A 22,109-nucleotide genomic window follows, 5' to 3' on the forward strand; every position below is an offset into this window, starting at 1 on the left:
CTGACGGTACTTTTTTGGCGCTAAGCTGCTGACAATACGCAGACTTTTCCGACGAGAGCCCCCCAAAACCGCGTGACGGTACTTTTTTGGAGGTGGCGTACCATGTTGACGGACGCAGCGATCAAGGCGCTCAAACCTAAAGAGAAAATGTACAAGGTGACGGACCGCGATGGCATGTATTTGCGCGTCGCGCCCTCGGGCGCTCTGTCGTTCAGGCTGGACTATCGGCTCAATGGACGACGGGAGACGGTCTACCTGGGTAAATACGGGCGAGATGGAATCTCGTTGGCGCGGGCTCGAGAGCTTTGCCTGGACGCGCGGCGAGCGATCAGCGAGGGCCGATCGCCGGCCATTGAGAAGCAGCGCGAGAAGCGCCGTATCAAGGAAGCGAAGAGCTTCGGCGAGTTTGGCGAAAAGTGGCTGGTGAATGCGCCCATGGCTGACAGCACACGCGCCATGCGTCGTTCCATTTTTGAACGGGAGCTATTGCCGGTTTGGCGCAACCGCCTGCTTACCGAGATCACACCGGACGATCTTCGCGCGCAATGCGGAAAGATCGTCGATCGCGGCGCGCCCGCTACCGCGATCCATGTACGCGACATCCTGAAGCAGATCTACGGGTTCGCGATCTTGCATGGCGAGAAGGTGGCCAATCCGGCCGACGACGTCGGACCAGCATCGATCGCGACGTTCACGCCGAAAGATCGGGCTCTGTCGCCAGCCGAAATTCGAGTGATGCTAAAAGAGCTGGAAAAGGTCGCCACGCTGCCGACGATCCGGCTCGGGATGCGGCTCTTCCTACTGACGATGGTGCGCAAGAGCGAACTGCAGGACGCGGTTTGGGACGAGGTCGACTTCGAGAACGCTGTTTGGACAATTCCCAAGGAGCGGATGAAGCGGTCAAAGGCGCACAACGTCTATCTGTGCCGCCAGACTCTCGACATCATGATTGCGCTCAAAACCTGCGCCGGGAATTCCCGGTATCTGTTGCCTTCGCGCTATGACGCCGATGCGCCAATGTCTCGCGCGACGTTCAATCGGGTCACATATTCGGTCGTTGAGCAGGCCAAGCAAGATGGGCTGCCACTCGAACCATTCACGGTTCACGACCTGCGGCGTACAGGCTCGACCCTGCTAAACGAACTGGGTTTTAATAGAGATTGGATTGAGAAGTGCTTGGCGCACGAAGACGGTCGCTCGTCGCGCGGAGTCTATAACAAGGCCGAATACGAGGTCCAGCGCCGCCATATGATGCAGGAGTGGGCGGATACCGTGGACGCGTGGGTCGAGGGTCGCAGGCATGCCCCAACGCTCCTACCCACGACTATGCCTTTGCTGGAGCTTGATCCTGCCCTTTGACTGGACGGGATTTTCGCTTGGCGACGTCGGGGTGCTGCGCACGACGGATCGGGGCGGTCCGTCGTGCGATCAACCAAGCCTCGACCTCGGCTAGATCCCACACGATGCAACGTGGCGAGAGCGCGAACCGCCGTGGGAATTCGCCGCGTTGCTCCATTTCATAGATGGTGCTGTCTGCCATCGGCACCATTTCACGCAACTGCTGCCGCCGGATTGTTCTTCGGCTTTGCGTAGCTTCAATTTTTGCCATCTCAATCTCCTACGTTGCCGGAGCGATTGAGACCGATAGATGTTGATACTGGAAGCCCTCCCGAGATGCTGTGCGGTATTTTCGGGCAATGGCGTACACATCGGCGGGTTTTCCCTGACCCGTAGGTGCAGCATAGGAGCGAACAGGCCCTGCTGAACGAACTCGAATAGCGGTAAGTTCGCCGCACGAAGGAGGCGTTCGGTAGACTCGACTCACTTCCAAATCCGGTTCCGAAAGGAGTGTCGGTTCGATTCCGACCACCCGCACCAATTCCCCGTCGAAATATTTCGACGGCAGGTCAGCCCGAAACTCTCGGGGCCGAGCACCGCTAGTGCGCTAACGCCTCGTGCGAGCGGTCGCGGATCGCACGGATCGCCCTGCGCGGCATAAGGTCCGGCGAATGCTCTTTTGCCTACGCCGTCATGTTATCGGCGAGGAAATCGACGAACGCACGGATACGTGCGGCAGGATGCTCATGGCCGACATAGACAGCGCTCACGGGTTCGATGTCGCCGGGGTTGAAGTCCTCGAGCACCGCAACTAGCGAACCAGCCTCGATATCGGGCTCGATATGATACCGGGCCAAGCGGGCCAGCCCCATTCCGGCGAGAGCGAGCCTTCTGACCGTTTCGCCATTGTTGACCCGCATCCGCCCGCGAAGCGGGGCGTAGGTCATCGTACCGTCTTCACGTTGAAGGAACGGCCATTCGTGCATCGAGCGACGGAAGTTGAAGCCGATACACTGATGCTGGGCGATGTCCGCGGGGGTTCGCAGTGGCGGAGCGCTTTCCAGATAAGACGGCGCGGCGACGACAGCATAACGGCTTTCCAGCAGCTTTCGGGCCTTCAGGCCAGAGTCCTGCAATGGTCCGACACGGATCGCGACATCGGTGCGATTCTCGATCAGATCGACCATGCCGTCATCAAGCGAAAGGTCGATTTCGATCTCGGGGAAGCGGGCGAGGAAAGCCGGCAGCAGCGGTGTTATCGCGCAATGCGCAATCGGCACCGAGGCGTTGACCCTAAGCAGCCCGCGCGGTGTGGAGCACGATCCCGATGTGATGCTGCGCTCCGTATCGTCAATCTCGGCCAGCACATTGCGGGCACGCCGCAGGTAGATCTCGCCTTCCTGCGTGAGACTGAGCGAGCGGGTTGAACGGACCAGCAGGTTCGTCCCAAGTCGGGTTTCGATGCGGCCGACGACCTTGCTGACGGCCGAAGGCGACAGGCCAAGCGCGCGGCTCGCTCCGGCAAAGCTGCCGCGATCCACGGCCTCGACGAACACCTCCATTTCTCCGGCACGATTGTTCATGGCCGCTCATCCTAGCTCACGAATTCATTTCACGACTGACGTTCCATAATAGCGGATTATCGATGGAATGGCGAGCGGTTACGGTGCGGGAATGAATACGCAATCCCGCTCCGCAACCGCACTCGACCTGATTAATCGTCCCGGCCAACTAACGCTGGGCATCGAACTGCCGCTCGATAACGATTGGTCGCCGGAAGGCGAAGCGCGCCGCGTCGCGGACGGACGCCCGCGGGGCGTGCCTGATCTCTCCCGTTACCCGGAGTTGGTCCGGCAGATCGATGCCTCAGGAGTTGCCGCCATCTGGATGCGCGACGTTCCGGCGTTCGATCCGCGAAACTTCGGCGACGCGGGTTCTGTCTACGATCCCTTCGTCAATCTGGGATTCCTCGCCGGGATCACGAAGCACGTCGCGCTCGGCACGGCAGGCATCGTCCTGCCGCTTCGCCATCCCATGATGGTGGCGAAGGCCGCTGCTTCCGTCGATTGCCTGTCAGGCGGTCGGCTAATCCTCGGCCTGGCCTCGGGCGACCGGCCGGTGGAGTATCCGCTGCTCGGTCTCGATTTCGAGGGGCGTGGCGAGGCCTATATGCGCGACGCCTGGAAGGACGGCGGCCTGCCGCTCGGCGACGGACGCATAGCCGTCGAACTCGACCTGCTACCTAAGCCTGCGCGAAGAACCATTTCCACGATCATCGTCGGCAACGGTCAGCAATCCGACGAGTGGATTGCTGACAACATGGATGGGCGCTTCGTCTATCCCGGCAATCTCGATCGGATGGCGGCGCAGGCGGCGGAATTCCGCCGGCTTCGGCAGGCTGTCGGGATGGATCGTGGCGTCTTCATCAGCGCCTTTCATCTCGACCTCGCTGACGATCCCGACGAACTGGCAACGCCCCGTCGCTTCGGCGCACGCATCGGCCGCAAGCCCTTCCTCGACCACCTTCAACACCTTCACAGCGCCGGCGTCGATCATCTGGCCGTGCTGCTGCGGCCCTCCCGCCGGCCTCTGCCGGAGGTGATCGACGAATTTGCCCGCGAGATCCTGCCCACGATCGGCAAGGCGGAGGCGGGTCAACAGCCCAGTCGTGACAAGGAATTCGTCCATGAATGAGTTGTTTCAGCCGTTTAAGCGCGGGGGCTTGGCGCTGCGCGGCCGTGCTTCGTCCAGTCCGGAGCAAAGCCGATCTGAGGTACATTGCGGTTCGTGGCCCAAAGGGATGCGATCTTCTCGACGCCCTTCGGCGACTTGCCGTGCATGAGGACCATGTCTGGGTGCTTTTCGTGGACCTGATCGAGCTTGGCCCAGATCAACCGGTGATCGTTGAAGTTGAGCCCGCCGGTGACGAGGATCTTCGGACCAGCGGGAAGAAACATCGTCTGCTCGGCGCGCCGCTTCGTTGCTAGGAAGTCGCGGCTGTCGATCATCGCCGAGGTAAAATTGCGGTGGTTGACCTTTGACCCGCTGCGCGGAAGCCAAGCCTTGCCGACGTGGCGTTCGTAGTGTTCAGCCGCCTGGTCACGCATCAGTTCGAAGGCGTTCTGGCGTTCGATGAGGGTCTGCCCTTCGGCGATGTGGCGCTCGAGTTCGACCGCCTTTACCTCGCTGCCGTCCTGTTCACGCTGCCCGCGGCGTTGCGCCTGCTCGTTGTCGTCCAGTTCGCGCGCGATCCGGTCGGTGGCGCGGTGGAAGACGTTGACCGTCGACCAGAGGAGATCGTCGAGGTCGGGTTCGAGGCGAGTGTCCTCCAGCGTCCCGATCAGGGCGTCGAAGATGTCGGCGATAGCGCCTGCGACCGCGTTGCCATCCGGGAGGAGTCGCTGGTCGGGTTCATCCTCGAAGGGACGGTAGCCGTGGAGCTGAATCTCGGTGAGGACATGGTCGGTCGGTGATGAGGCGTGATGCGGTTCGAAGTCGTCGTGCTCGCTCATGGGATGCTCCGTCGGTTGGACCGCGACCGTCGCGGCCTTCATGGCGACGAAAGCCGGCGGGCGGGCCGGCCCTGCACCCGGAGCAAGGCGCAGGGCCGGAGCGTCAGCGGAGGATGGCGGAAGCCGGCGATTTTGCCTCGCGATGGAAAGGCGCGGCACGCGCCGCGGGAAAATCGTCAGCCGCAGCCATTGTTGGGCAGGCCCGTTTGCTGGCCGATCGCCCTCTCGAAGGCCGAGGCGCGGTCCCCCTCCGACGGTTGGTGCATCTGCGAGCATGACGACGCACCGCCATTGTCGGTCTCCTGTGCCGGGCTATGCGGCCAGCGCCATGAACCTTGCGACATCCTGGGGTGCAATCTGCATCCGCGACTGCTGCCGGAGATGCTCGATGCCGAGGGTGCGGAGATCATCGTTGAAGTCGCCGAGCGCCGGCGAGATAACAATCGCCTCGATCCCGACGGCGTTGGCCCGTTCGATCAGGCTGTCACGCGCACCGTCACCGGCCGGATCATTGTCGCGCACGATATAGAGCCGTCGCAGTGTATCGGGGAACAGGATGGCGGCGAGATGTGCTGCCGAGAGCGCCGCCAGCATCGGCATGTCGGGAAGCACCTGTCGGAGCGACAGGACGGTCTCGATGCCTTCGCCGGCCGCCATGACGTCGCCGCAGATGCCGAAGCGCGCCGCGTTGCCGAGCAGGTCACCCATCGCTCGCCTCGGGGTGTCAATCGGCGCCTTGTCGCGCGATCGGGGGTCGAGCCAGGTTCGATGCGCGCCCGTGATCTTGCTGTCGAGATCGGTGACAGCGGCGACCATCGCCGGCCATGTCTCGGGTGGCGAATGCTCGTCGGGCCGATAATAGCAGCGTGGATGGAAGCGAAGGTTTCCGGTTCCGCGTAAATCCGTAATGCCGCGTTCCCGTAAATACGCTTGCACAATTGTGCCCGTAATCGGCTGCGACATGCCGATGAGACGTCGCGCTGCTTCCGGCGAGCCGCTTGGTGCTGGCCGTTGACGCTCCTAGAATCGCGGCTCCGGCTCGGGTGGTGGCATGCTGAGGAAGGTCCTGGCTTCGTCGGCCACATCCTTGAAGTCGATCAGGCCGCAGCTTTCCCGGATGACATCGAGGAGATCGCCATGTTCTCCGGTCGCGGCATCGGTCCATTTGCCGGCGGCGCCTTTGCCGCTTTCGCCGCCCTTCAGCCGCACGAACATCGACCGGCCGGGCGTGTTGCGCGCATCGCCAACGAGCCAGTAGCGCCCTTCGCGGTGGCCGTTGGATAGATAGTGCCGACAAACGGCCTCGGCCTGAGCTGCCAGCCGTCGCGCGAGATCTGCGGCGGGTTGCATCGCGGACTCCGAGACTAAAAACGGGCCCGCCATTGCCGACGGGCCCTTGGGTGGACGTGTTGCTCCTTCGGCTATTCGGCCGCGATCACATGCATGTCGATCTCGGCCAGCTCATCTTCGATCCGCCGCTCGATTTCTGCCATGGCCGTTTCACCGCCGTCTTCCGCCGTGTCTTCGATGTCACCATCGGCGGACTGGCCGGTCTCGACGGACGACGCGTCATCGACAGCGGTGGCAAGGTGGCCGGGCGTGCGCAGCGGCTCCGGCAACCAGCCGGATCCGGCGAGCAGTTCCTGCGCCCTTTCGGCCATGTCGCCCTTCCTGAGGTGCTCGATGCGATCACCGGCGCGCGTACCCTTCGCCTCGCGCACCGACGCGAGGATGCGGGCCTTGGTGACGCGACCAAGATAGGTGTCGACCGTTGGCTCCCATCCGGCCGCCACCATGTCGAGATCGACCGCTTGGGCGAGTTGGTCGGCGTGGGCGAGCGCGCGAGGCCGACGATTGTAGGCCTCGTAGATCGCATTAACCGACAGGGACACACAATGCGCAAACAGAGCGTGACGGCTGTCGCCGTCGAACGCCCGCAGTGCGTCCCACAGATCGCCGGGCTCCTTCGGAAGCGCCGCCAACCACGCCTGATGGCGGCCATCGATCGCCGAGGCCAGGCTGCTGTCATTCAGACCCGGCGCCTGCGCCCCGAAACTGACGTTCTTAAGGTCGAGCTCTAGGGTCTGTTAGAGCTTGAATACTGCCCCCATGTTTTGGGCATGGCGAAGGACAGGAACGAGCAGCTTCTCACGGATGCGGTCTGGGCGGTGTGGGAGCCGCTGATCGAGGCGGTCAGGCCTCGCGGCAAGACGCCGCCGAAGGAGCTGCGCCGCACGATGTCGGCCATCCTTTGGCGGCACCAGAACGGCGCCAAGTGGCGCAGCATCCCTGCTGAACTCGGGCCCTGGTGGCTGGCGGCCCAACTCTTCATCCGCTGGGCCAAGGCAGGCGTCTGGGAGCGCCTGCTGGAGTTGGTCCAGCAGCGTGGCGTGGCGCTCGGCATGACCTTCCTCGACGGCACCACCATCCGCGCTCACCAGAAGGCGGCGGGTGCGGAAAAAAGGGGGCCAATGGCAAGGAGCGAGATCTACGCGAAGCACTTGGCCGATCTCGCGGCGGCTATGGCACCAAAGCTTGCGTGATTGCGGATGGGCGCGGACGGGCCATCGCCTTCGCTCTCGCGCCTGGACAGGCGCATGAACTGCCGCTCGCATCCGGTCTGCTCGACAGCCTGCCGGACGTGCCAGGCTGGATCATCGGTGACCGCGGCTATGCCTCCGATGCCTTCCGCGAGCGGATCTGGAACATGGGCGCACGTCCTGCCATTCCACCCAAGCGCACGGACGCGCCGGTCGCCTGTCCCACCTGGATCTACAACAACCGCTCTCGGGTGGAAAATCTCTGGGCACGCCTGAAAGAATGGCGCGCCGTCGCCACCCGCTACGAGAAGACTGCCAGATCCTTCCTCGGTATCCTCTGCCTCGCAGCCGCCGCTGACTGGATCAAGCTCTAACAGGCCTTAGGCAGGTGTCTGAGCCACAGTAATAGAAGACCCGAAGCGTGAGCGCATGAAGCGCGGCGAGGAAGGCGACATCTGGCTGCTCGCCGAGCGCGTGGCGCAGTGCCAGCGTGCGATGGGCGGTCAGCTCGGTCATCAAGCGGTCCGGGATCGGCTTCAAGCCCTCGTCTTCCTCCGGGTCCGCCTCGGTTTCGATGTCCGCCGTTAGGTGATCGTTCTCATGCTCCGCGCGCGCCGCGACGGCGTTGGCGGAGTCCTCGATCTCGAGATCGCCTTCCGGCTCGATCGGGCGTTCGTCCTCTGGGCGGACATAGCCGCGCTCGACCCGCAGGTTGCCCGATCCGTCGATGCTGACGAAGGCGCCGGCGCGCGCGATCTCATCGGGATCGAAGACCACTGGCCGATCGTCGAGCGCGCTGATCGCGGTCTCGATTTCCCCGAGCCGTTCGTCCACCTCGTCCGGCAGATCCTCGGCATCGGCATAGGTTTCCTCCAGTCCGTCCAACTCGGCTTGGAGCGCGTCGCGGGTGGCCTGCTCTTCCTCGGTGAGAGGGAGCTGCTCGCCACGGAGGTGACGCAGGGCGTAGGTGTGGCCGTAGGGGAAGTCCGGCGCGACCTCGATCCACTTCCAGCCTTCGGCGGAGATCGCCTCGGACTGCTCACGCAGCTTCTCGGCCATCAACATGTCGAGAAGTCCGACATCCTGCAGCCAGCCGCCGTCGTCACCCTGGAACAGGTCGTGCATGATGACGCCAGCTTCGGCGTAGGCTTCCAGCCCAACGAACTGTGCTCGCTTGTCGGCCGCACGAACCGCGCCCTCGGTGAGCATCCGGCGGATGAGATGCGGTTCCTTGCTGTAGCCCTGTGCGAGGCGCTCGAAAACCTGCTCCTGCCGCTCATGGTCGCCGTTGACCGTGAACGCCATCAACTGATCGAGGGTCATGTCGTCGGCGGCATAGACGTCGAGGAGCTTGGGCGAGACCGACGCCAAACGCAGACGCTGCTTCACGACCGACACCGAGACGAACTGGTTGGCGGCGATCTCCTCTTCGGACATCCCCTTTTCGCGGAAGGCCAGGAAGGCACGGAACTGGTCCAGCGGATGCAGAGGCGCGCGCTGGATGTTTTCGGCCAGCGAATCCTCCTCGGCCATGCCGCCCTCGCGGATGACGCAGGGGACAGGCGCGTTCTTGGCGAGGCGCTTCTGCTTCACGAGAAGTTCGAGAGCACGATACCGGCGCCCACCGGCCGGAATCTCGAACATGCCGGTCTCGTTGCCATCCGCATCGCGCACGGGCCGCACGGTGATGCTCTGCAACAGCGTTCGCCGGGCGATGTCCTCCGCCAGTTCCTCGATCGAAACGCCGGCCTTGATCCGCCGGACGTTCGCCTGGGAGATGAGGAGTTGGTTGAAGGGGATGTCGCGCGACGACGACAGGGTGATTTTCTTCGCAGCAGTAGCCATGGGAATGTACTCCGCGACGGGCGGCCAAGAGACTCTCTCTCAACCTCCAACCCGTCACGAAGCGAAGCGCCGCCCTCTTCCTCTAAAGGGGGCGCGCCACGGACCGGTGAACCGGAGAGATACGAAAGCGCAAAGCCGGAGAGACGGAGAACCGCATCCCCGGCTTCACGGAAATCAGGCCGCTCGGTCGAGCAGCTTCTTGGCCTTGGCCTCCATGTCGAGGCGGGCGTCCTGATGGGGCTTGTCGCGCGCGACGGCGGTGATGCCCTGAACGAAGTCGAAGATGCTCTCCGGCGGGCGGCCTTCCTCGGCGAGCACCGTGCCGATAATCTTTCCGGTCTCCGCCTTCGTGAAACCACGACGGCGCAGAAAGTCGGTGCGGTCTTCATCGGTCTTCGCCACGATCCGCTCGCGCGCCGCCTTGATGCCGTTGACGAACGGCAGTGGCGACGAGTTCGCGAAGTTCAGGAGCGCCGGTGCCGCCTCATGCGCGAACCGATTGGCGGCGTACTTGGAGTGGCGGATGTTGATTTCCTCGAAATCCTCCACGCCCCACAAATTGCGATTTTGGCAGACGGCGCGGAGATAAAAGCTCGCCATGCCGAGGGTCTTGGCGCCGACCTCGGAATTCCAGCAATAGAAGCCCCGAAAATAGAGGTCAGGCGATCCGTCCGGCAGTCGGCCGGCCTCGATCGGGTTCAGGTCATCGACCAGGAACAGGAAGACGTCTCGATCGGAGGCATAGAGCGTTGTTGTGTCCTTGGTGATATCGACGCGCGGATTGTAGATGCCGGTCGACCAGTCGAGCACGCCCGGCACCTTCCAGCGGGTATCGCCCGTGCCGTTGCCGGCGATGCGTTGCACGGCCTCGACCAACTCGTGGTCGAATATCCTCCCATAATCTGGGCCGGTAACGGCGCGCAGTTCCGTGCGGCCGTCATCGGTTTCCAGTGTCTTGATCTGCTCGGCGCGATTGGATGTCAGGCCATATTGCAGGTTGATCCCGGCGAGCGCGGCCGGGAGCTGCCGTACATAGGCGGCGGGTGCGCCGACTAGGCTGGCGAGCTGGCCGAAGGACCAGTGTGTCGGCGCAACGGCCGTATCGGTGCCGGGCAGGATCAGAGCCAACCGCTCCGGGTTGTTGCGGTTCGCCTCCACATGGATCAGGGCGCTTTCCACCACGCGCGTCCGGCTGCGGTCGGCGCGGTCGCGCACCGATCGCGCCAGCTCGGAGAGCGAGAGGTAGCGTTCGTCGGCCGGACGCGAAAACCACTCAGACGAGACTCGGCCGACCCGCTCGCCGCGGCTGACATCCACCTTGTAACCGCCGGTCGTGTCGCGGCGCGCATCGAGAATTTGCATGTTCATGGGACCAATCTCCGCGACGGGCGCGGGAGCCTCTCTCCCAGCCATTCACCCGTCACGGAAACCGGTCCGCACTCTCACTCTGGGGGCGTTGCGGGGTTTCCCCGCAGAAGGGGTCAGCCGAGACGTGAGGCTCGGCCGCAGGAAGGCTTTCCCCTTCCAATCGGAGCCAACCTCATTCGTCCAAAGGGCAGTCGCCACGCCGCTCATTGAATACTGTTAGAAAACCGTGCATATTTCTGACAGAGGATGGCCGTGCAACGTTTGACCGAACAGATTCTTGAGCGCGCGAAGGGGCTGCCTGAAGGCACGCCGGTCGCGGCTAAGAGCTTGCTCCATCTCGGAAATCGGGCGGCCGTGGATCAGGCCCTGTCGCGCCTTGCCGAGCGGGGTCAACTGCTTCGGGCTGGACGGGGTGTGTACCTGCTGCCCGTTGCGAGCCGGTTCGGTGCGAGGGCTCCATCAGTGGAACTAGCCGTGCAGGCGCTCGCCGCCCAGCGCGGTGAGGTCATCGTCTCGAGCGGTGCGGCCGCCGCTAACCGTCTTGGGCTTACAACACAGGTGCCCGCCCGGTCGGTCTATCTGACGTCGGGGCGCTCCAGGAAGATGAGATTTGGCAAGCAGACCGTCGAGCTCCGCCACGCGCCACGGTGGCAACTCGCGCTGGCTCAGCGGCCCGTGGGCGAGGCGATACGAGCCTTGGCGTGGTTAGGCCCCGATAGGGCCGAGCCAGCCCTGCGGACCTTGAAGCGAAGGCTTCCGCCTGCTGCCTTCAACGAGTTGGTCGCCGCAGCTGCCGACATGGTTGGCGCTCAGCGTCGGAAAGGTCGCGCATGGCTGATGCTTTCCAACTCGTCGGGATCGAATTCGCTGATGTCGTGCCTTCCGGCGACAAGTTGAGCGCGCCGCTGCTGTCCTCGCTTCGGAGTTGAGGCGTTGCAACAGGCTGCGAAACGATCCCGAACCAGACGCGCACCGCCAATCGAGCCTTCTCTTGGCTGGACTTATCTCTCGCGCGAGGCGCTCGCCCGCGCCAAGGCGCAGATGGACGAAGAGTCCTTGGGCGTCCGCGACGAGATCGGCTTCCTGACGATCCACCAGCGTTACGCCGATCGCTTCTTTCCCGGCACATCGGTCCTGCATACCCGCGCGCGCTACGCGCTCTTCGTGCCCTGGCTGTTCGAGGACCTCGCGGGCATGATGGGGCCGGCCGCGCAGCGTGCCTTGCGTGAACGCGAGAGACTGCTCGCTGGACGACTGAGGGACGCGGGCGAAGCCCAGGTGATTGGCAGCCGTGTCTTTCCAAAGCCCTCAAGCCAACCGCCGTCCACTGTCTATTGGAACGCGCTTGCGGTTTGGGGGATCTTGCGTCCGCGACTGGACGGTCGGACGATTTCTCGCGGACAGGCGCATCGTTTACTGAAGACCGTCAGCTCGCCCACCGAGGACGATGGTCAGCCTCTCCTGAGCTTCGAGCCGCCTTTCGTGCGGCTTCCCGATCGTCCGAGCAATTGGCAGAGCGGAGACATCTCGCTTCGTCTGAAGAAGGCGGAGGCCGGGTTCCTACGCGAGCGTCTAGCGCAGTTACGCGGCAATGGTGGCCGTGAACTGTCGCTGCTGGCGAGGCTGGTCAGAACCGAGGCTGCGGCTCCTGCCAAGATGTGGGCCAACGAAACATACGCCATCGCCGGTGCCGATCATGGCCCGCTCATCCGCGCGCGGCAGGCAGCCAGTCTCGCGGGAATCGGCCGGGCCGTCTACGACGCGCTGCTGGAGCGGATCGTCGAGATCGATGACAAGCGGCAAATCTCGGCCCGTCACCGCGAGCATCTCGGGGTTATCCTCGCGGAGCAGGGTCCGATCGCAGCCGGGCTCGATATAGCGGCACTCGAAGCGGACATTGGGCCTCTGCCGGCGAAATTGCTTGCTGTGGTGACGGCCACGAAGGACTGGATTGCTGCGGGATCGGGGAATCCTGTCGCGCTTTCCGACGTCTATACCGCAGCCGAGGCGCGCAAGGGACCGCGCGCACGGCTTGCGCCGACCCCCAATGGGCGGGCACGGCGACGCGAGTGGTCGAGCGATGAACATGGCTTGGCCGGACCCCTGCATTACCGGTGGCAGCAGGTCAGTACGCTTCTCGACGATCTGGCGGGTGCCGAATGAGCGGCGCGCTCGACAGTTGGCCAGCTCTTTCATTTCTGGAAGGCCTGCGTCCCGGCCCTGACGAGAATGTCGAATTGGCGTTGCTGGCGTCTTATTCGGCAGACCTTGGATCGATCGGCGCAGCTTTGCTCGCCCTCGCCGGCAAGGACAATGAGGCAGGGCGAGGCAGCCCCTCCGATTTCGCCGATGCCGTTGAACGCCTGCGCGGCAAAGTGCGGATCATCATCCAGCGCGGTCGGCTTGCGAAGATGCGGCGAACGCCGCGGATTGCGGCGGTGCTGGACCAATTCGTGCGGGAAGTCGATTTCGACGAAGCTGCCCATAGCTGGCATCCCAAGGCTGCGTTGGTGCGGACACGGAGCGAAGGCGGCGAGACCGGCTGGCGGCTCTGGATCGGAAGCCGAAATCTCACTGAGTGCGTCAACCGCGACATTGGGCTTCTGCTGGTGTCAGGGGAGAATGGCGGAGGCCCGATCTCCGGGGCGGGCGATCTGGCACGCGCGTTAGCTGAGCGTGCCGAGCTGAAGGGCGTCCGGCCTGCTTCTCTCGCGACCGCGATTGCGAAGATCCCGTGGCGCGCGCCCGCCGGCGTGCGCGTCGGGCGGATTCGCTGGTCCACGGGGACAGGAGGCCTGCAAGCTCCAATCCCACCGGCGGGGGCTGATGAAATCGTCGTCGTGAGCCCGTTCATCGACAAGAATTTCCTGGCCGGACAAGTATCGGAGGGGCCGACGCCGGCACGGCGTGTGTTGCTAACGACCATGCGCGAGATCGAGCGGATCGGCCCGTCGCTCTCCTCGTTCGACGATTTGTTGGCGTTGGATGCGCCAGATTATCCCATCGGCGACCCGGAGCCGGAGCAAGCGCACACCATGTCGACATTCAACGCAGATACTGCGGATGACGAGGAGGAAGAGATCGGCCGAGGCCTCCATGCCAAATTGCTGTTCGTGCGCGCGGGACGGAAGCGGACCCTATGGCTGGGAAGCGCCAACGCCACTATGCGGGCGTGGACGGGCCGCAACGCCGAGGTCACAGCCGAGTTGCTCGTCACCGAGGCTCTGGAGAGAGGTCTGAAGGCGTTGCTCGACTCGGCGCGGATCGTCGAGGCGCCGGACACCGAATATCAGCCGGACGCGGTGGCGCTGGAAGAAGAAGCGCTCGAGCGAGCCAGGGCGCAGGTCGCAGCGCGATGGGCGAGCACGCTCAGCATCGATGGGGATGAGATCCGTCTTGTCCATGGTTCCGATCTCTATCCCGATGGACCGCATCCCGAGGAAGCCGACATCGTGCTCGAAGTCGGCGTCTTGCACGGCGAGCTCAAAGCATGGCCGCGGCGACAGACGACGGTGCCGCTTGGGCCGACGCTTCCTGCCGAACGAAGCGAGTTCGTGCGCTTGCGTGTCAGCCGTGGCGAGAAGGGACTCTCCTGGCTGCAGCGAGCGCCGGCCGATCCGCCTTTCGGAGAAGAGCGCGATCGTGCGGCCTTCGTGCGATTCCTAGGAGCGAGGGGCTTCCTTCTCTGGCTGGCGGGACTGCTGGCTGATGACGGCCGCAACGGTGAGGATGACTGGATAATTGAGAAGCAACAGGAGCGTGCAGCTTCCGGTGCAAATCCAACCTTTGATCCCGCACTGCCGACGTTGGAGGAGATGCTCGCAGCCTGGTCGCGCGATCGGACCAAGTTTCGCGAAATCGAACGCCGCGTTTCCGAATATCTGCCGGCCGTGCTGGAGCAGGCCGCCCAGGAAGACCCGCAAACCGCTGCGATGCTGCGGCGCTTCGAGGAGCTGTGGGTCAAGCTCCGGATCGGTCTCGGCGAAGAGCGCAAGGGGAAGCGTCGGTGAGCGTCCCCAAGCCGTTCCAGGAAGCAGCCGTCGATGCCGCGCTCTCGGCCTTTGCTAATCAAGGCGGGCGCCGACGCTTTCTCGTGGCCGATGAAGTCGGTCTGGGAAAGACCATCGTCGCGAAGGAAGTCGCGCGCCGTATGTCGGAAGACGGTGAGCGGCCTCTCGTTATCTATTACATCGCTAACGGCCATGCGGTCTCCCATCAGAACAAGGGGCGCGTCGTCAGCTTCCTAGACGAGCCGGAACGTAAGGCGGCCGTTGCGACGCCGGATCGCCTTTCCCTGATCGCGGTCTCGAAGCGGCCCGACAAGCCGGTTCTGATCTATGCGCTGACGCCGGCAACGTCCTTCCCCGGCGCGCGTGCTCGTCTGACCGGCGGAAGAAAAGAGGAGCGGGCATTTCTCAAGGTACTGCTGGACCGGGCTTACCCGGCGTTCGCCCGCGATCTCGATCCGGCCATATTGCGCCTGAGCGTTGGCGATTCCTGGGATTGGCTGGTCGAGGATGCCGAGAGGAAGCTCGCCGCGGCGCCACCGCATCTGACACGGCGGTTTCGCGAGGCGCTGGCGGCTGAATTTGGAGAGCCCGTGCGCGAAAGGATCGAGCAATCTCTGTGTGGTGACGAGGAGCGGAAGATAAAGCCGCTCAAACCGACCACCTTCGTCGGTCATCTTCGTCGGGCCCTGGCGCTGGCGACCCTACGTCATCAGCCGCCCGATCTGGTCATTCTGGATGAGTTTCAGCGTTACAGGCAGCTATTGGACGAAAAGGACGCCGACCCGCTCCTCAAGGCCCTGCTGGAGCCGCACGGATCAATTGCTCGGCCAGCCATCCTGCTCCTCAGCGCGACACCCTACCGGCTGCTCAGCACGCGATGGGAGGAAGCCCAGGGCGCGCTCGCGCACGCCGAGTTGCTGGAGTTGATCGAGTTCCTCGCCGGCCGCGATGTCCGTGACTGCGCAAAGACTCTGTTTTCTGATTTCGGCGACAAGTTGCGGGACATCGCGGTGCATGCGGAGGCGACCGATCCCAGCCTGGAGATCGAGATCAACGAGGCTGCCGCACTCAGAGATGCTCTTCGCGCACTGCTGACACCGGTCATGTCCAGGACAGAGCGGGACGGCGTCGCCTCGGGCGATCCGTTGGCTGGAACGCAATTCCTTGCGGCGGAGCCGATAGCTGAAGACTTTCAAATCTATCGGCATCTGGCGGAGAGCTTTCCTGAAGACGTGCGATACGAAGCGCTGCCCTATTGGTCGTCCGTCCCACTGCCGGCCCAATCCTTGGGACCTCGGTACGCGGCTTGGAAGCGCGCAACCATCAAGGCCGCGCCGAAGCTCACAAAGATGACACGGGAGCGCCGCAACAAGCTGGATGCGCCAGCGAGGTGGCCTGACGCGAAAATCAGGGCGCTCAGCGCCGCAGCGCCGGCGAAACTTCTATCCCTGCCGTGGGTCGCGCCATCCCTACCATGGTGGCCGCTTGCCGGCGGCTGGAAGGGTATAGTCGCCGACCCGAAACTGCTGATGTTCAGCCGGTTTCGGGCGACTCCGCCGAGTGTGGCAGCGCTCCTGAGTTTCGGCGTCGAAGCGTCATGCCTCCCCCAACAACGCGGCGGCTACGAGAAAGCCTATCGGCGGCGTCGCTTCAAACTAGCGGCCGTTCCCGGACCGGTCATGGCCGCCTTTCATCCGTCTCCATGGCTCATCCGGAATACGAATCCGCTCGCGAAGGCGGGAGAGACGGTCGGTGCTACCCGTAAGCAGGTGAGACGGCAGATTCTCGCGGCGCTTCCCAAGGGGATCATCGGGAAGGACACGGTGAAGGCCCGTCGACGGCACCGATCCATCGGCCTGACCTTGGCCGCGATAGAGCGGGCGGCCGGGCTGTCGGACCTATCTGCCGCCGCTTGGAGCAGCGCCGTCGGAGAAGATCGCGCCGCCCGGTCCGCTGTCCTTAAATGGCGACAGACGCCGACGATCGAGCGCCTCTCGCCGGCCGAACTCGACGATCTCGTGGACTATGCCATCGGCGCGCCGGGCGTGGTGCTCGGACGGGCGCTATTGCGCCATGACCCGACAATCCTTGATCCGGCGCGCTATGGTGAACTCGTACAATTGAGCTGGCAGGGCTTGCGCGCGTATCTCGACAACCCGGTGATCCTGTCCTCGCTGCCAGGCAAGAACGCGGTCGATCAGGTGATGGGCGCCGTCGTCGACGGAGGTTTCGAAAGTGTCCTGGACGAGCATTTCTGGCTTCGTGCGCAGAATCTTCCAGAGGGCGCAGCGGGCCTCGCCAAGGATTTGCAATCTTCGCTCGGCCTGCGGGCGGGTAGTTTTAGCTTTCACAGTGTTGGCGGGCCAGCACACAAGATACCGGTACGATCCCATGTCGCTGTTCCGTTCGGCGACGCCGAGGCGGAACCGGCCGGCAAGGTAAATGGAGCACTCGCGCCATTCGCGCCAGCGCGGCCGGACGAAGTCCGCCGAAGCTTCAACACGCCGTTCTGGCCGCACGTGCTCGCAACGACATCGGTCGGACAGGAAGGTCTGGATTTCCATCCTTGGTGTTCGCATGTCGTGCATTGGGATTTGTCCTCCAACCCGCTCGACCTTGAGCAGCGCGAAGGTCGCGTTCAGCGCTATGCCGGGCTGGCGGTGAGGCGGCGACTTTCTACAATGTTGCACAAGGAAGCGCTTCGAGATGCGGCCGTGTCGAGAGGTTCTCCGTGGCACCATCTGCAGCGCCAGGCTGAGACGCTGGTCGATGCGAGTGGCCTTCGACCTTGGTGGGTGCTCGAGAAAGCCGAGATCAGCCGCCACGTCTTCGAACGGCCATTTGGACGGGACATGAGCCGCTTCGCCCAGCTTCGCGAGCAGCGCATGATCTACAGACTGGCGTTAGGCCAGCCCAACCAGGAGGACTTCATCGAGGTTCTTGCGCGCGGCGGCGAGGCGACCCGCGTATTGCTGAGCCCGCTTGTGCTGGATCTCTCCGCTATGGGTCTACGTCAGGCACCCGAACTGACCGCCCCGGATTGTCGCGGTGCCCCACGGTTTCCCCTTCCCCTTGAACAAATGGGGTGATACAAATCCTCGGATAATAGATGCCGGACTCCGAGCCTACGTATCGTGCCCGAAAACGCGTCCCAGCGCCACATTGCCCACTCCGTGCTCACAGCGCGCGGTATTGCGCGTCTCGCCGAGCTGCGGGCGGCGGGAGTGACCGCGGCAACTATGAGCCGCATGGAGCGGGATGGCGAGGTGCTCCGACTTGCGCGAGGGCTTTATCAGCTCCCTGATGCGCCGCTCGACGCGCATCACAGTCTGGCCGAGGCAGCGAAACGGGTGCCTAAGGGTGTGGTCTGCCTCGTCTCAGCCCTCGCGTTCCATCAACTTACCGATCAGCTCCCAAGGCAGGTGTGGATCGCCATCGGCCAAAAGGATTGGGCTCCCAAGGGCGATGGGGCGCCAGTTCGGCTCGTGCGCTTCACGGATCGCCTCCTTACGGAAGGCGTCGAATCCCACACCGTCGAAAGGGTGCCCGTAAAGGTTTTTGGGGTCGCCAAGACGGTCGCCGACTGCTTCCGGTATCGCAACAAGATCGGTCTGTCGGTGGCTATTGAGGGCCTCCAGGAGGCGCTGCGTCAACGCAAGACAACTCCTGGCGAAATCGTCAGGCAAGCCGAGCGAGGAGCGATCACGACGGTCATTCGACCCTATCTCGAGGCGCTGACCGCGAATGGCTAGGGAGTTCATGAATATCGGCGCATGCCGCTCGAACGGTGTAACCATAACAAGACGGGTTAAGGAAAAGAACAAATGAGCACGAATCCGTCACGCAAAGACATTCAAGAGGGCGACTTCATCGAAGTGCGAGGCAAGCCTTGGCTTGTGGAGGCATTGGTCGGCGATGGTAGCGATCTTCCCGCTTTAAGTCTCTCGTGCATTTCGGATGACGCTCAGGGGGAGCGGTTAGACATTCTTTGGGATGCCGAGATTGCCGGAAGGGTTCTCGATGACGATCGATGGTCAAACGTAGGTGTCGGCCGTCCCGATAGTGCTGAGGTTCTGGCAGCGCATATCCGGGCTATCCGGTGGCGATCGGCAACGGCTGCTGACCGGGATCTGCTGCAAGCGCCGTTCCGAGCAGGCATTAGGCTCGACGCCTATCAGCTTCTCCCATTGCGCAAAGCGTTGCGCCTGCCGCGCGTCAATCTGTTGATCGCCGACGATGTCGGTCTCGGCAAGACGATCGAAGCCGGGCTTGTCGCGCGGGAACTACTGCTCAGACGCCGAGTGGACTTCATCGTGATCGCGGCACCACCAGCTATGACGGTGCAGTGGAAGGATGAGTTGGAGGCAAAGTTCGGCCTTTCGTTCGAGATCATAGACAGGGAGCGCATCAGCGATCTGCGGCGCTTACGGGGGTTCTCCGTAAATCCGTGGACCACAGGCTCCCGCTTTATCGTGTCGCATCGTCTTTTAACCGATGAGACATACGCCGCTGGCCTGCGCGATGTCCTCGGCGAATTTCGTGCGAGGGCTATCTTCATTCTGGACGAAGCCCACCACGCCGCCCCATCGGCAGGCACGCGATATGCCGTCTCCAGTCAGCTCACGAAAGCGGTCAGAGAACTCGCGGAGCGCTTCGAGCATAGGCTGTTCCTGACCGCCACACCCCATAACGGGCACTCTAACAGCTTCTCTGCCCTCCTCGAGATGCTCGACCCACAGCGCTTCACGCGCGGCGTCGAGGTCCGGCCGCGCGATCTTGAGCCGGTAATGGTGCGTCGGCTGAAGGCCGATCTCCGCCGTCTCGGTGAGGCGTTCCCAGAACGGGTCATCGAGCCGATTTCGATCGGCGACCTACCGGAGGATGCTCCCGAACTGGTGCTCGCACGACTGCTCGCCGCCTATGGCGAACTGCGCATGAAGCGCATCGCGAAGCTGAGCAGTCAGAAGGCGGCACTCGCCAAGCTGGCCTTTGTCGGCCTTCAACAGAGGCTTCTGTCGTCGATCGCCGCCTTTGGTCGAACGCTGAAGACCCATCGTGTCACCCTTCAAAAGGTGCTGGACGGCGAAGAGGTTGCTCGCTCGACAGCGGCCGCGGCCGCGTACGTTCGTGCGCCGACGCCAGAGGACAACGCCGAGCTCGGCCTCGAAGAGGAAGACGCCGAAAAGGCGATGGCTGCCGACGAAGACGCGGAAGCGGCCACCGCTTCCGCTGCCGGGGTCGTCGACGCCACGCTGGAGGATCTGCGCGCCGAATTGGCGGTTGTCGACGAGATGCTCGCGCTGGCCGAGAGGCATGCCGCGCGACCTGACGCACGTATGAACTGGCTGGTCGGATGGATCAGCCAGGAAATGCTGGACGGCAATCAGTGGAATCAACGTCGGCTGATCATCTTCACCGAATGGGAGGATACGAGGCGCTGGCTGGAAAGGCGGTTGCGAGAAGCGCTGGCCGACACCGATCTGATTGATGATCGGATCGGCGTCTTCAGTGGCGCTACGGGGTCGGATCGACGCGAACAGATCAAATATGCCTTCAACGCCGATCCCGATCGAGAGCCCTTGCGGATTCTCATCTGCACCGACGCGGCACGCGAGGGTATCAACCTTCAATCCTACTGCTCGGACCTTCTGCACTTTGATTTGCCTTGGAATCCGTCACGTCTGGAACAGCGAAACGGCCGTATCGATCGCAAGCTCCAACCCGCGAAGCAGGTTTTCTGCCGCTACTTCCGATACGAGCAGCGCGAAGCAGACATCGTTCTAGATGCGCTAGTTTGGAAGACCGAGACCATTCGCGAGGAGCTCGGCTCGGTCGGCCAAGTCATCGAGGATCGTATCGCTAAGCGGCTGGCCGAAGACGGCATCGGGCGCGGACAGGGAAAGGCACTCGCGCGCGCAATCTCCGATGAAAATGATGTGGAGCGGCTCGGCAAGGCCCAGGCAGAAATGGATGATGAAGAGAAGTCGCGCCATGATCGGCTCCTAAAAGACCAAGACGACTTGAGACGAGTCCTCGAACGCTCCCGGGAACGGGTCGGCGTCGATCCGGGCGATCTCAAGCGGGTCGCCGCTGCTGCGCTGTCGCGAGTCGGCTTCACCCTCGACAATTCGCGCGGTGGGGATGCCGGCAGGACTGTGACCTATCGGCTAGATCGGTCCGACCCTGCGTTCTCCACGGATGCCGGCTGGGACGACGCCTTCGACGATCTGCGGGTTCGGCCGCGCAAGCGAGGGGAGAGGCTCGGCGATTGGCGGCGCAACGCTCCGATCCGGGCGATTGCCTTCGAGCCCCCGGTTCTCGACGACGGTCGGGATGCGACCGATGTTGTGCAGGTGCATCTGGAGCATCGCCTGGTTCGGCGTCTGATTTCCCGCTTTCTGAGTCAGGGGTTCCAGTCAAACCTGTCCCGGCTCTCGGTCATCACTGGTCCCGGCGCTCAGCCGCGCGTCGTCCTGATGGGGCGCCTAGCCGTCTATGGCGCCGGTGCGGCCCGGCTGCATGAAGAAATCATTCCAATTACGGCCATCTGGACGGAATCCGAACGTGCCCGAAAGCCGCTCAAAGCGCTGGGAGAGAGCGGGGAGGAAAGAACTTTGAATCAGCTCGAAGAGGCGCTGCGCAGTGCGCGGGAAGCGCCTGAGTCCGCGATTGCGCGGATACACGCCCTCGTCGCTCAGGACATTGCGGATCTGACCCCGGCCCTTGAAACCATCGCCAAAGAACGCCTTACCGTTGTCAAGGCTCAGCTCGCCAAGCGGGGAGATGAGGAGGCGCGGTCTTTAGCGAGCCTGCTGGAGCAGCAGCGGGATCGGATCGGCAAAGCTTCGAAGGAGTTTAATCCCGACCAGCTCACTCTCGACCTCGTGCCCGAAGAACGGCGTGAGCGCGAAGCCGATCGGCGGCACTGGCAAACACGCCTCGCGCGCCTCGAGCAGGAGTTTCGCGACGAGCCGAAGCGCCTACGCGACTCCTACGAGGTGAAGGCTCATCGACTGGAGCCGGTCGGCATCGTCTATCTTTGGCCGGTGTCGGGGTGAGCGCGATGGCTGACGTTCTCTACCGCGATCCGGACATCGAGTGGCTCGATCACGTCCAGCCGGTCGGGCTGGTCGTCGCGCCAAGCGTTCTCAAGGAACTGGGCCTGACACCGCTGCATCAGAGCCCCGTCGATACGGCCGAAGCCGCCGAACATCTCAATCCGGATGTGTCCGGGCCGGCGCTGCCCGATCCTTGGGCCTTCATGGAGAAGGTGCTCGGTTGGAACGCCGCCCATGTTGCAGGAGCGCCAGGCGGCCCGGAACTGCTGGACACGCTGCTTGTGAGCCTCCCCGAGCACGGTACGACGCTGGCGCCGACCTGGGCGGTCGCCGAACTCGGCCAGAACGGCCAGCCGTGGCAGCTTCTCGTCCGCATCGAGGCGGGTGGCATCGAGCCGGATGGCCGCGCCCAGCTCGATGGTTGGGAAGCTTCGCCGC

General features: G+C 63.5%; 14 protein-coding genes and 2 pseudogenes. 9 read left to right on the forward strand and 7 right to left on the reverse strand.

Features of this window, described 5'->3' with window-relative positions; translation table 11 throughout:
* The first annotated feature begins 102 nt into the window (after positions 1-102).
* On the forward strand, positions 103-1,359 hold the full coding sequence (locus ACF3NH_RS11465; protein ID WP_422922908.1) for a tyrosine-type recombinase/integrase: 1,257 nt from the start codon (positions 103-105) through the stop codon (positions 1,357-1,359).
* Here the strand turns inward: ACF3NH_RS11465 and ACF3NH_RS11470 are convergent.
* Positions 1,325-1,609 (reverse strand): helix-turn-helix transcriptional regulator, encoded by a 285-nt coding sequence (locus tag ACF3NH_RS11470; RefSeq protein ID WP_422922910.1) that lies wholly within the window; start codon positions 1,607-1,609, stop codon positions 1,325-1,327. The two genes, ACF3NH_RS11465 and ACF3NH_RS11470, sit on opposite strands and share 35 nt — an antisense overlap.
* Before the next feature lie 412 nt (positions 1,610-2,021).
* Positions 2,022-2,921 (reverse strand): LysR family transcriptional regulator, encoded by a 900-nt coding sequence (locus ACF3NH_RS11475; protein WP_422922912.1) that lies wholly within the window; start codon positions 2,919-2,921, stop codon positions 2,022-2,024.
* 67 nt (positions 2,922-2,988) lie between these two features.
* On the opposite strand from ACF3NH_RS11475, the gene ACF3NH_RS11480 reads away from it, so the two are divergent.
* On the forward strand, positions 2,989-4,032 hold the full coding sequence (locus ACF3NH_RS11480; protein ID WP_422922914.1) for a TIGR03571 family LLM class oxidoreductase: 1,044 nt from the start codon (positions 2,989-2,991) through the stop codon (positions 4,030-4,032).
* A 14-nt stretch (positions 4,033-4,046) separates the two neighbouring features.
* Here ACF3NH_RS11480 and ACF3NH_RS11485 read toward each other — a convergent pair whose 3' ends face one another.
* The 3 genes and pseudogenes from ACF3NH_RS11485 to ACF3NH_RS11495 all read right to left on the reverse strand — a co-directional run bounded on the left by ACF3NH_RS11485 (position 4,047) and on the right by ACF3NH_RS11495 (position 6,832).
* Positions 4,047-4,850: a DUF2493 domain-containing protein gene (locus tag ACF3NH_RS11485; protein ID WP_422922916.1), complete on the reverse strand. Its 804-nt coding sequence runs from the start codon at positions 4,848-4,850 to the stop codon at positions 4,047-4,049.
* A 312-nt stretch (positions 4,851-5,162) separates the two neighbouring features.
* A pseudogene (locus ACF3NH_RS11490) lies at positions 5,163-6,200 on the reverse strand (DUF7146 domain-containing protein).
* A 71-nt stretch (positions 6,201-6,271) separates the two neighbouring features.
* The gene (locus ACF3NH_RS11495; RefSeq protein WP_422922918.1) at positions 6,272-6,832 is read right to left on the reverse strand and encodes a hypothetical protein; all 561 of its coding nucleotides are present in this window, start codon (positions 6,830-6,832) and stop codon (positions 6,272-6,274) included.
* Between the two features lie 138 nt (positions 6,833-6,970).
* Here ACF3NH_RS11495 and ACF3NH_RS11500 point away from each other — a divergent pair.
* Positions 6,971-7,764, forward strand: a protein-coding gene (locus ACF3NH_RS11500; RefSeq protein WP_422922920.1) for an IS5 family transposase whose coding sequence is annotated in 2 segments (ribosomal slippage) — positions 6,971-7,307 and positions 7,307-7,764 — 795 coding nt in all. Because the reading frame shifts where the segments join, the coding sequence is not laid out codon by codon here.
* Between the two features lie 7 nt (positions 7,765-7,771).
* On the opposite strand, the pseudogene ACF3NH_RS11505 reads toward ACF3NH_RS11500, so the two are convergent.
* Together ACF3NH_RS11505 and ACF3NH_RS11510 are read right to left on the reverse strand one after the other, a co-directional pair.
* Positions 7,772-9,235: pseudogene (locus ACF3NH_RS11505) on the reverse strand (ParB N-terminal domain-containing protein); the annotation flags it as partial.
* A 174-nt stretch (positions 9,236-9,409) separates the two neighbouring features.
* The gene (locus tag ACF3NH_RS11510) at positions 9,410-10,603 is read right to left on the reverse strand and encodes a DUF932 domain-containing protein (RefSeq protein WP_422922922.1); all 1,194 of its coding nucleotides are present in this window, start codon (positions 10,601-10,603) and stop codon (positions 9,410-9,412) included.
* Positions 10,604-10,855: 252 nt separating this feature from the next.
* On the opposite strand from ACF3NH_RS11510, the gene ACF3NH_RS11515 reads away from it, so the two are divergent.
* The 6 genes from ACF3NH_RS11515 (at position 10,856) to drmD (ending at position 21,671) form a co-directional block, all read left to right on the forward strand.
* Positions 10,856-11,500: a DUF6088 family protein gene (locus ACF3NH_RS11515; protein WP_459077144.1), complete on the forward strand. Its 645-nt coding sequence runs from the start codon at positions 10,856-10,858 to the stop codon at positions 11,498-11,500.
* 36 nt (positions 11,501-11,536) lie between these two features.
* Positions 11,537-12,766: a DUF6361 family protein gene (locus tag ACF3NH_RS11520; RefSeq protein ID WP_422922924.1), complete on the forward strand. Its 1,230-nt coding sequence runs from the start codon at positions 11,537-11,539 to the stop codon at positions 12,764-12,766.
* Positions 12,763-14,613, forward strand: coding sequence for a hypothetical protein (locus tag ACF3NH_RS11525; protein ID WP_422922926.1), 1,851 nt, complete (start codon positions 12,763-12,765; stop codon positions 14,611-14,613). The genes ACF3NH_RS11520 and ACF3NH_RS11525 overlap by 4 nt, the downstream gene beginning before the upstream one ends.
* A complete protein-coding gene (locus ACF3NH_RS11530; protein WP_422922928.1) occupies positions 14,610-17,702 on the forward strand; it encodes a DEAD/DEAH box helicase in 3,093 nt (1,030 codons plus the stop codon). The genes ACF3NH_RS11525 and ACF3NH_RS11530 overlap by 4 nt, the downstream gene beginning before the upstream one ends.
* 45 nt (positions 17,703-17,747) lie before the next feature.
* Positions 17,748-18,365 carry a type IV toxin-antitoxin system AbiEi family antitoxin domain-containing protein gene (locus ACF3NH_RS11535; protein ID WP_422922930.1) on the forward strand — a complete coding sequence of 206 codons (618 nt, stop codon included), beginning with the start codon at positions 17,748-17,750 and terminating at the stop codon, positions 18,363-18,365.
* Between the two features lie 72 nt (positions 18,366-18,437).
* Positions 18,438-21,671 (forward strand): DISARM system SNF2-like helicase DrmD, encoded by a 3,234-nt coding sequence (gene drmD / locus ACF3NH_RS11540; RefSeq protein ID WP_422922932.1) that lies wholly within the window; start codon positions 18,438-18,440, stop codon positions 21,669-21,671.
* Positions 21,672-22,109: the final 438 nt, after the last annotated feature.

Origin of the sequence: Pseudoroseomonas sp. WGS1072, from assembly GCF_049340465.1 — a bacterium.
In the GTDB taxonomy this organism is placed as follows: Bacteria; Pseudomonadota; Alphaproteobacteria; order Acetobacterales; family Acetobacteraceae; genus Pseudoroseomonas.

Excerpts from the sequence above, each read along its gene's own strand:
- ACF3NH_RS11465 (WP_422922908.1), top strand. The coding sequence starts at position 103 with ATGTTGACGGACGCAGCGATCAAGGCGCTCAAACCTAAAGAGAAAATG.
- drmD (WP_422922932.1), top strand. The coding sequence starts at position 18,438 with ATGAGCACGAATCCGTCACGCAAAGACATTCAAGAGGGCGACTTCATC.
- ACF3NH_RS11510 (WP_422922922.1), bottom strand. The coding sequence starts at position 10,603 with ATGAACATGCAAATTCTCGATGCGCGCCGCGACACGACCGGCGGTTAC.
- ACF3NH_RS11485 (WP_422922916.1), bottom strand. The coding sequence starts at position 4,850 with ATGAGCGAGCACGACGACTTCGAACCGCATCACGCCTCATCACCGACC.
- ACF3NH_RS11480 (WP_422922914.1), top strand. The coding sequence starts at position 2,989 with ATGGCGAGCGGTTACGGTGCGGGAATGAATACGCAATCCCGCTCCGCA.
- ACF3NH_RS11525 (WP_422922926.1), top strand. The coding sequence starts at position 12,763 with ATGAGCGGCGCGCTCGACAGTTGGCCAGCTCTTTCATTTCTGGAAGGC.
- ACF3NH_RS11470 (WP_422922910.1), bottom strand. The coding sequence starts at position 1,609 with ATGGCAAAAATTGAAGCTACGCAAAGCCGAAGAACAATCCGGCGGCAG.
- ACF3NH_RS11475 (WP_422922912.1), bottom strand. The coding sequence starts at position 2,921 with ATGAACAATCGTGCCGGAGAAATGGAGGTGTTCGTCGAGGCCGTGGAT.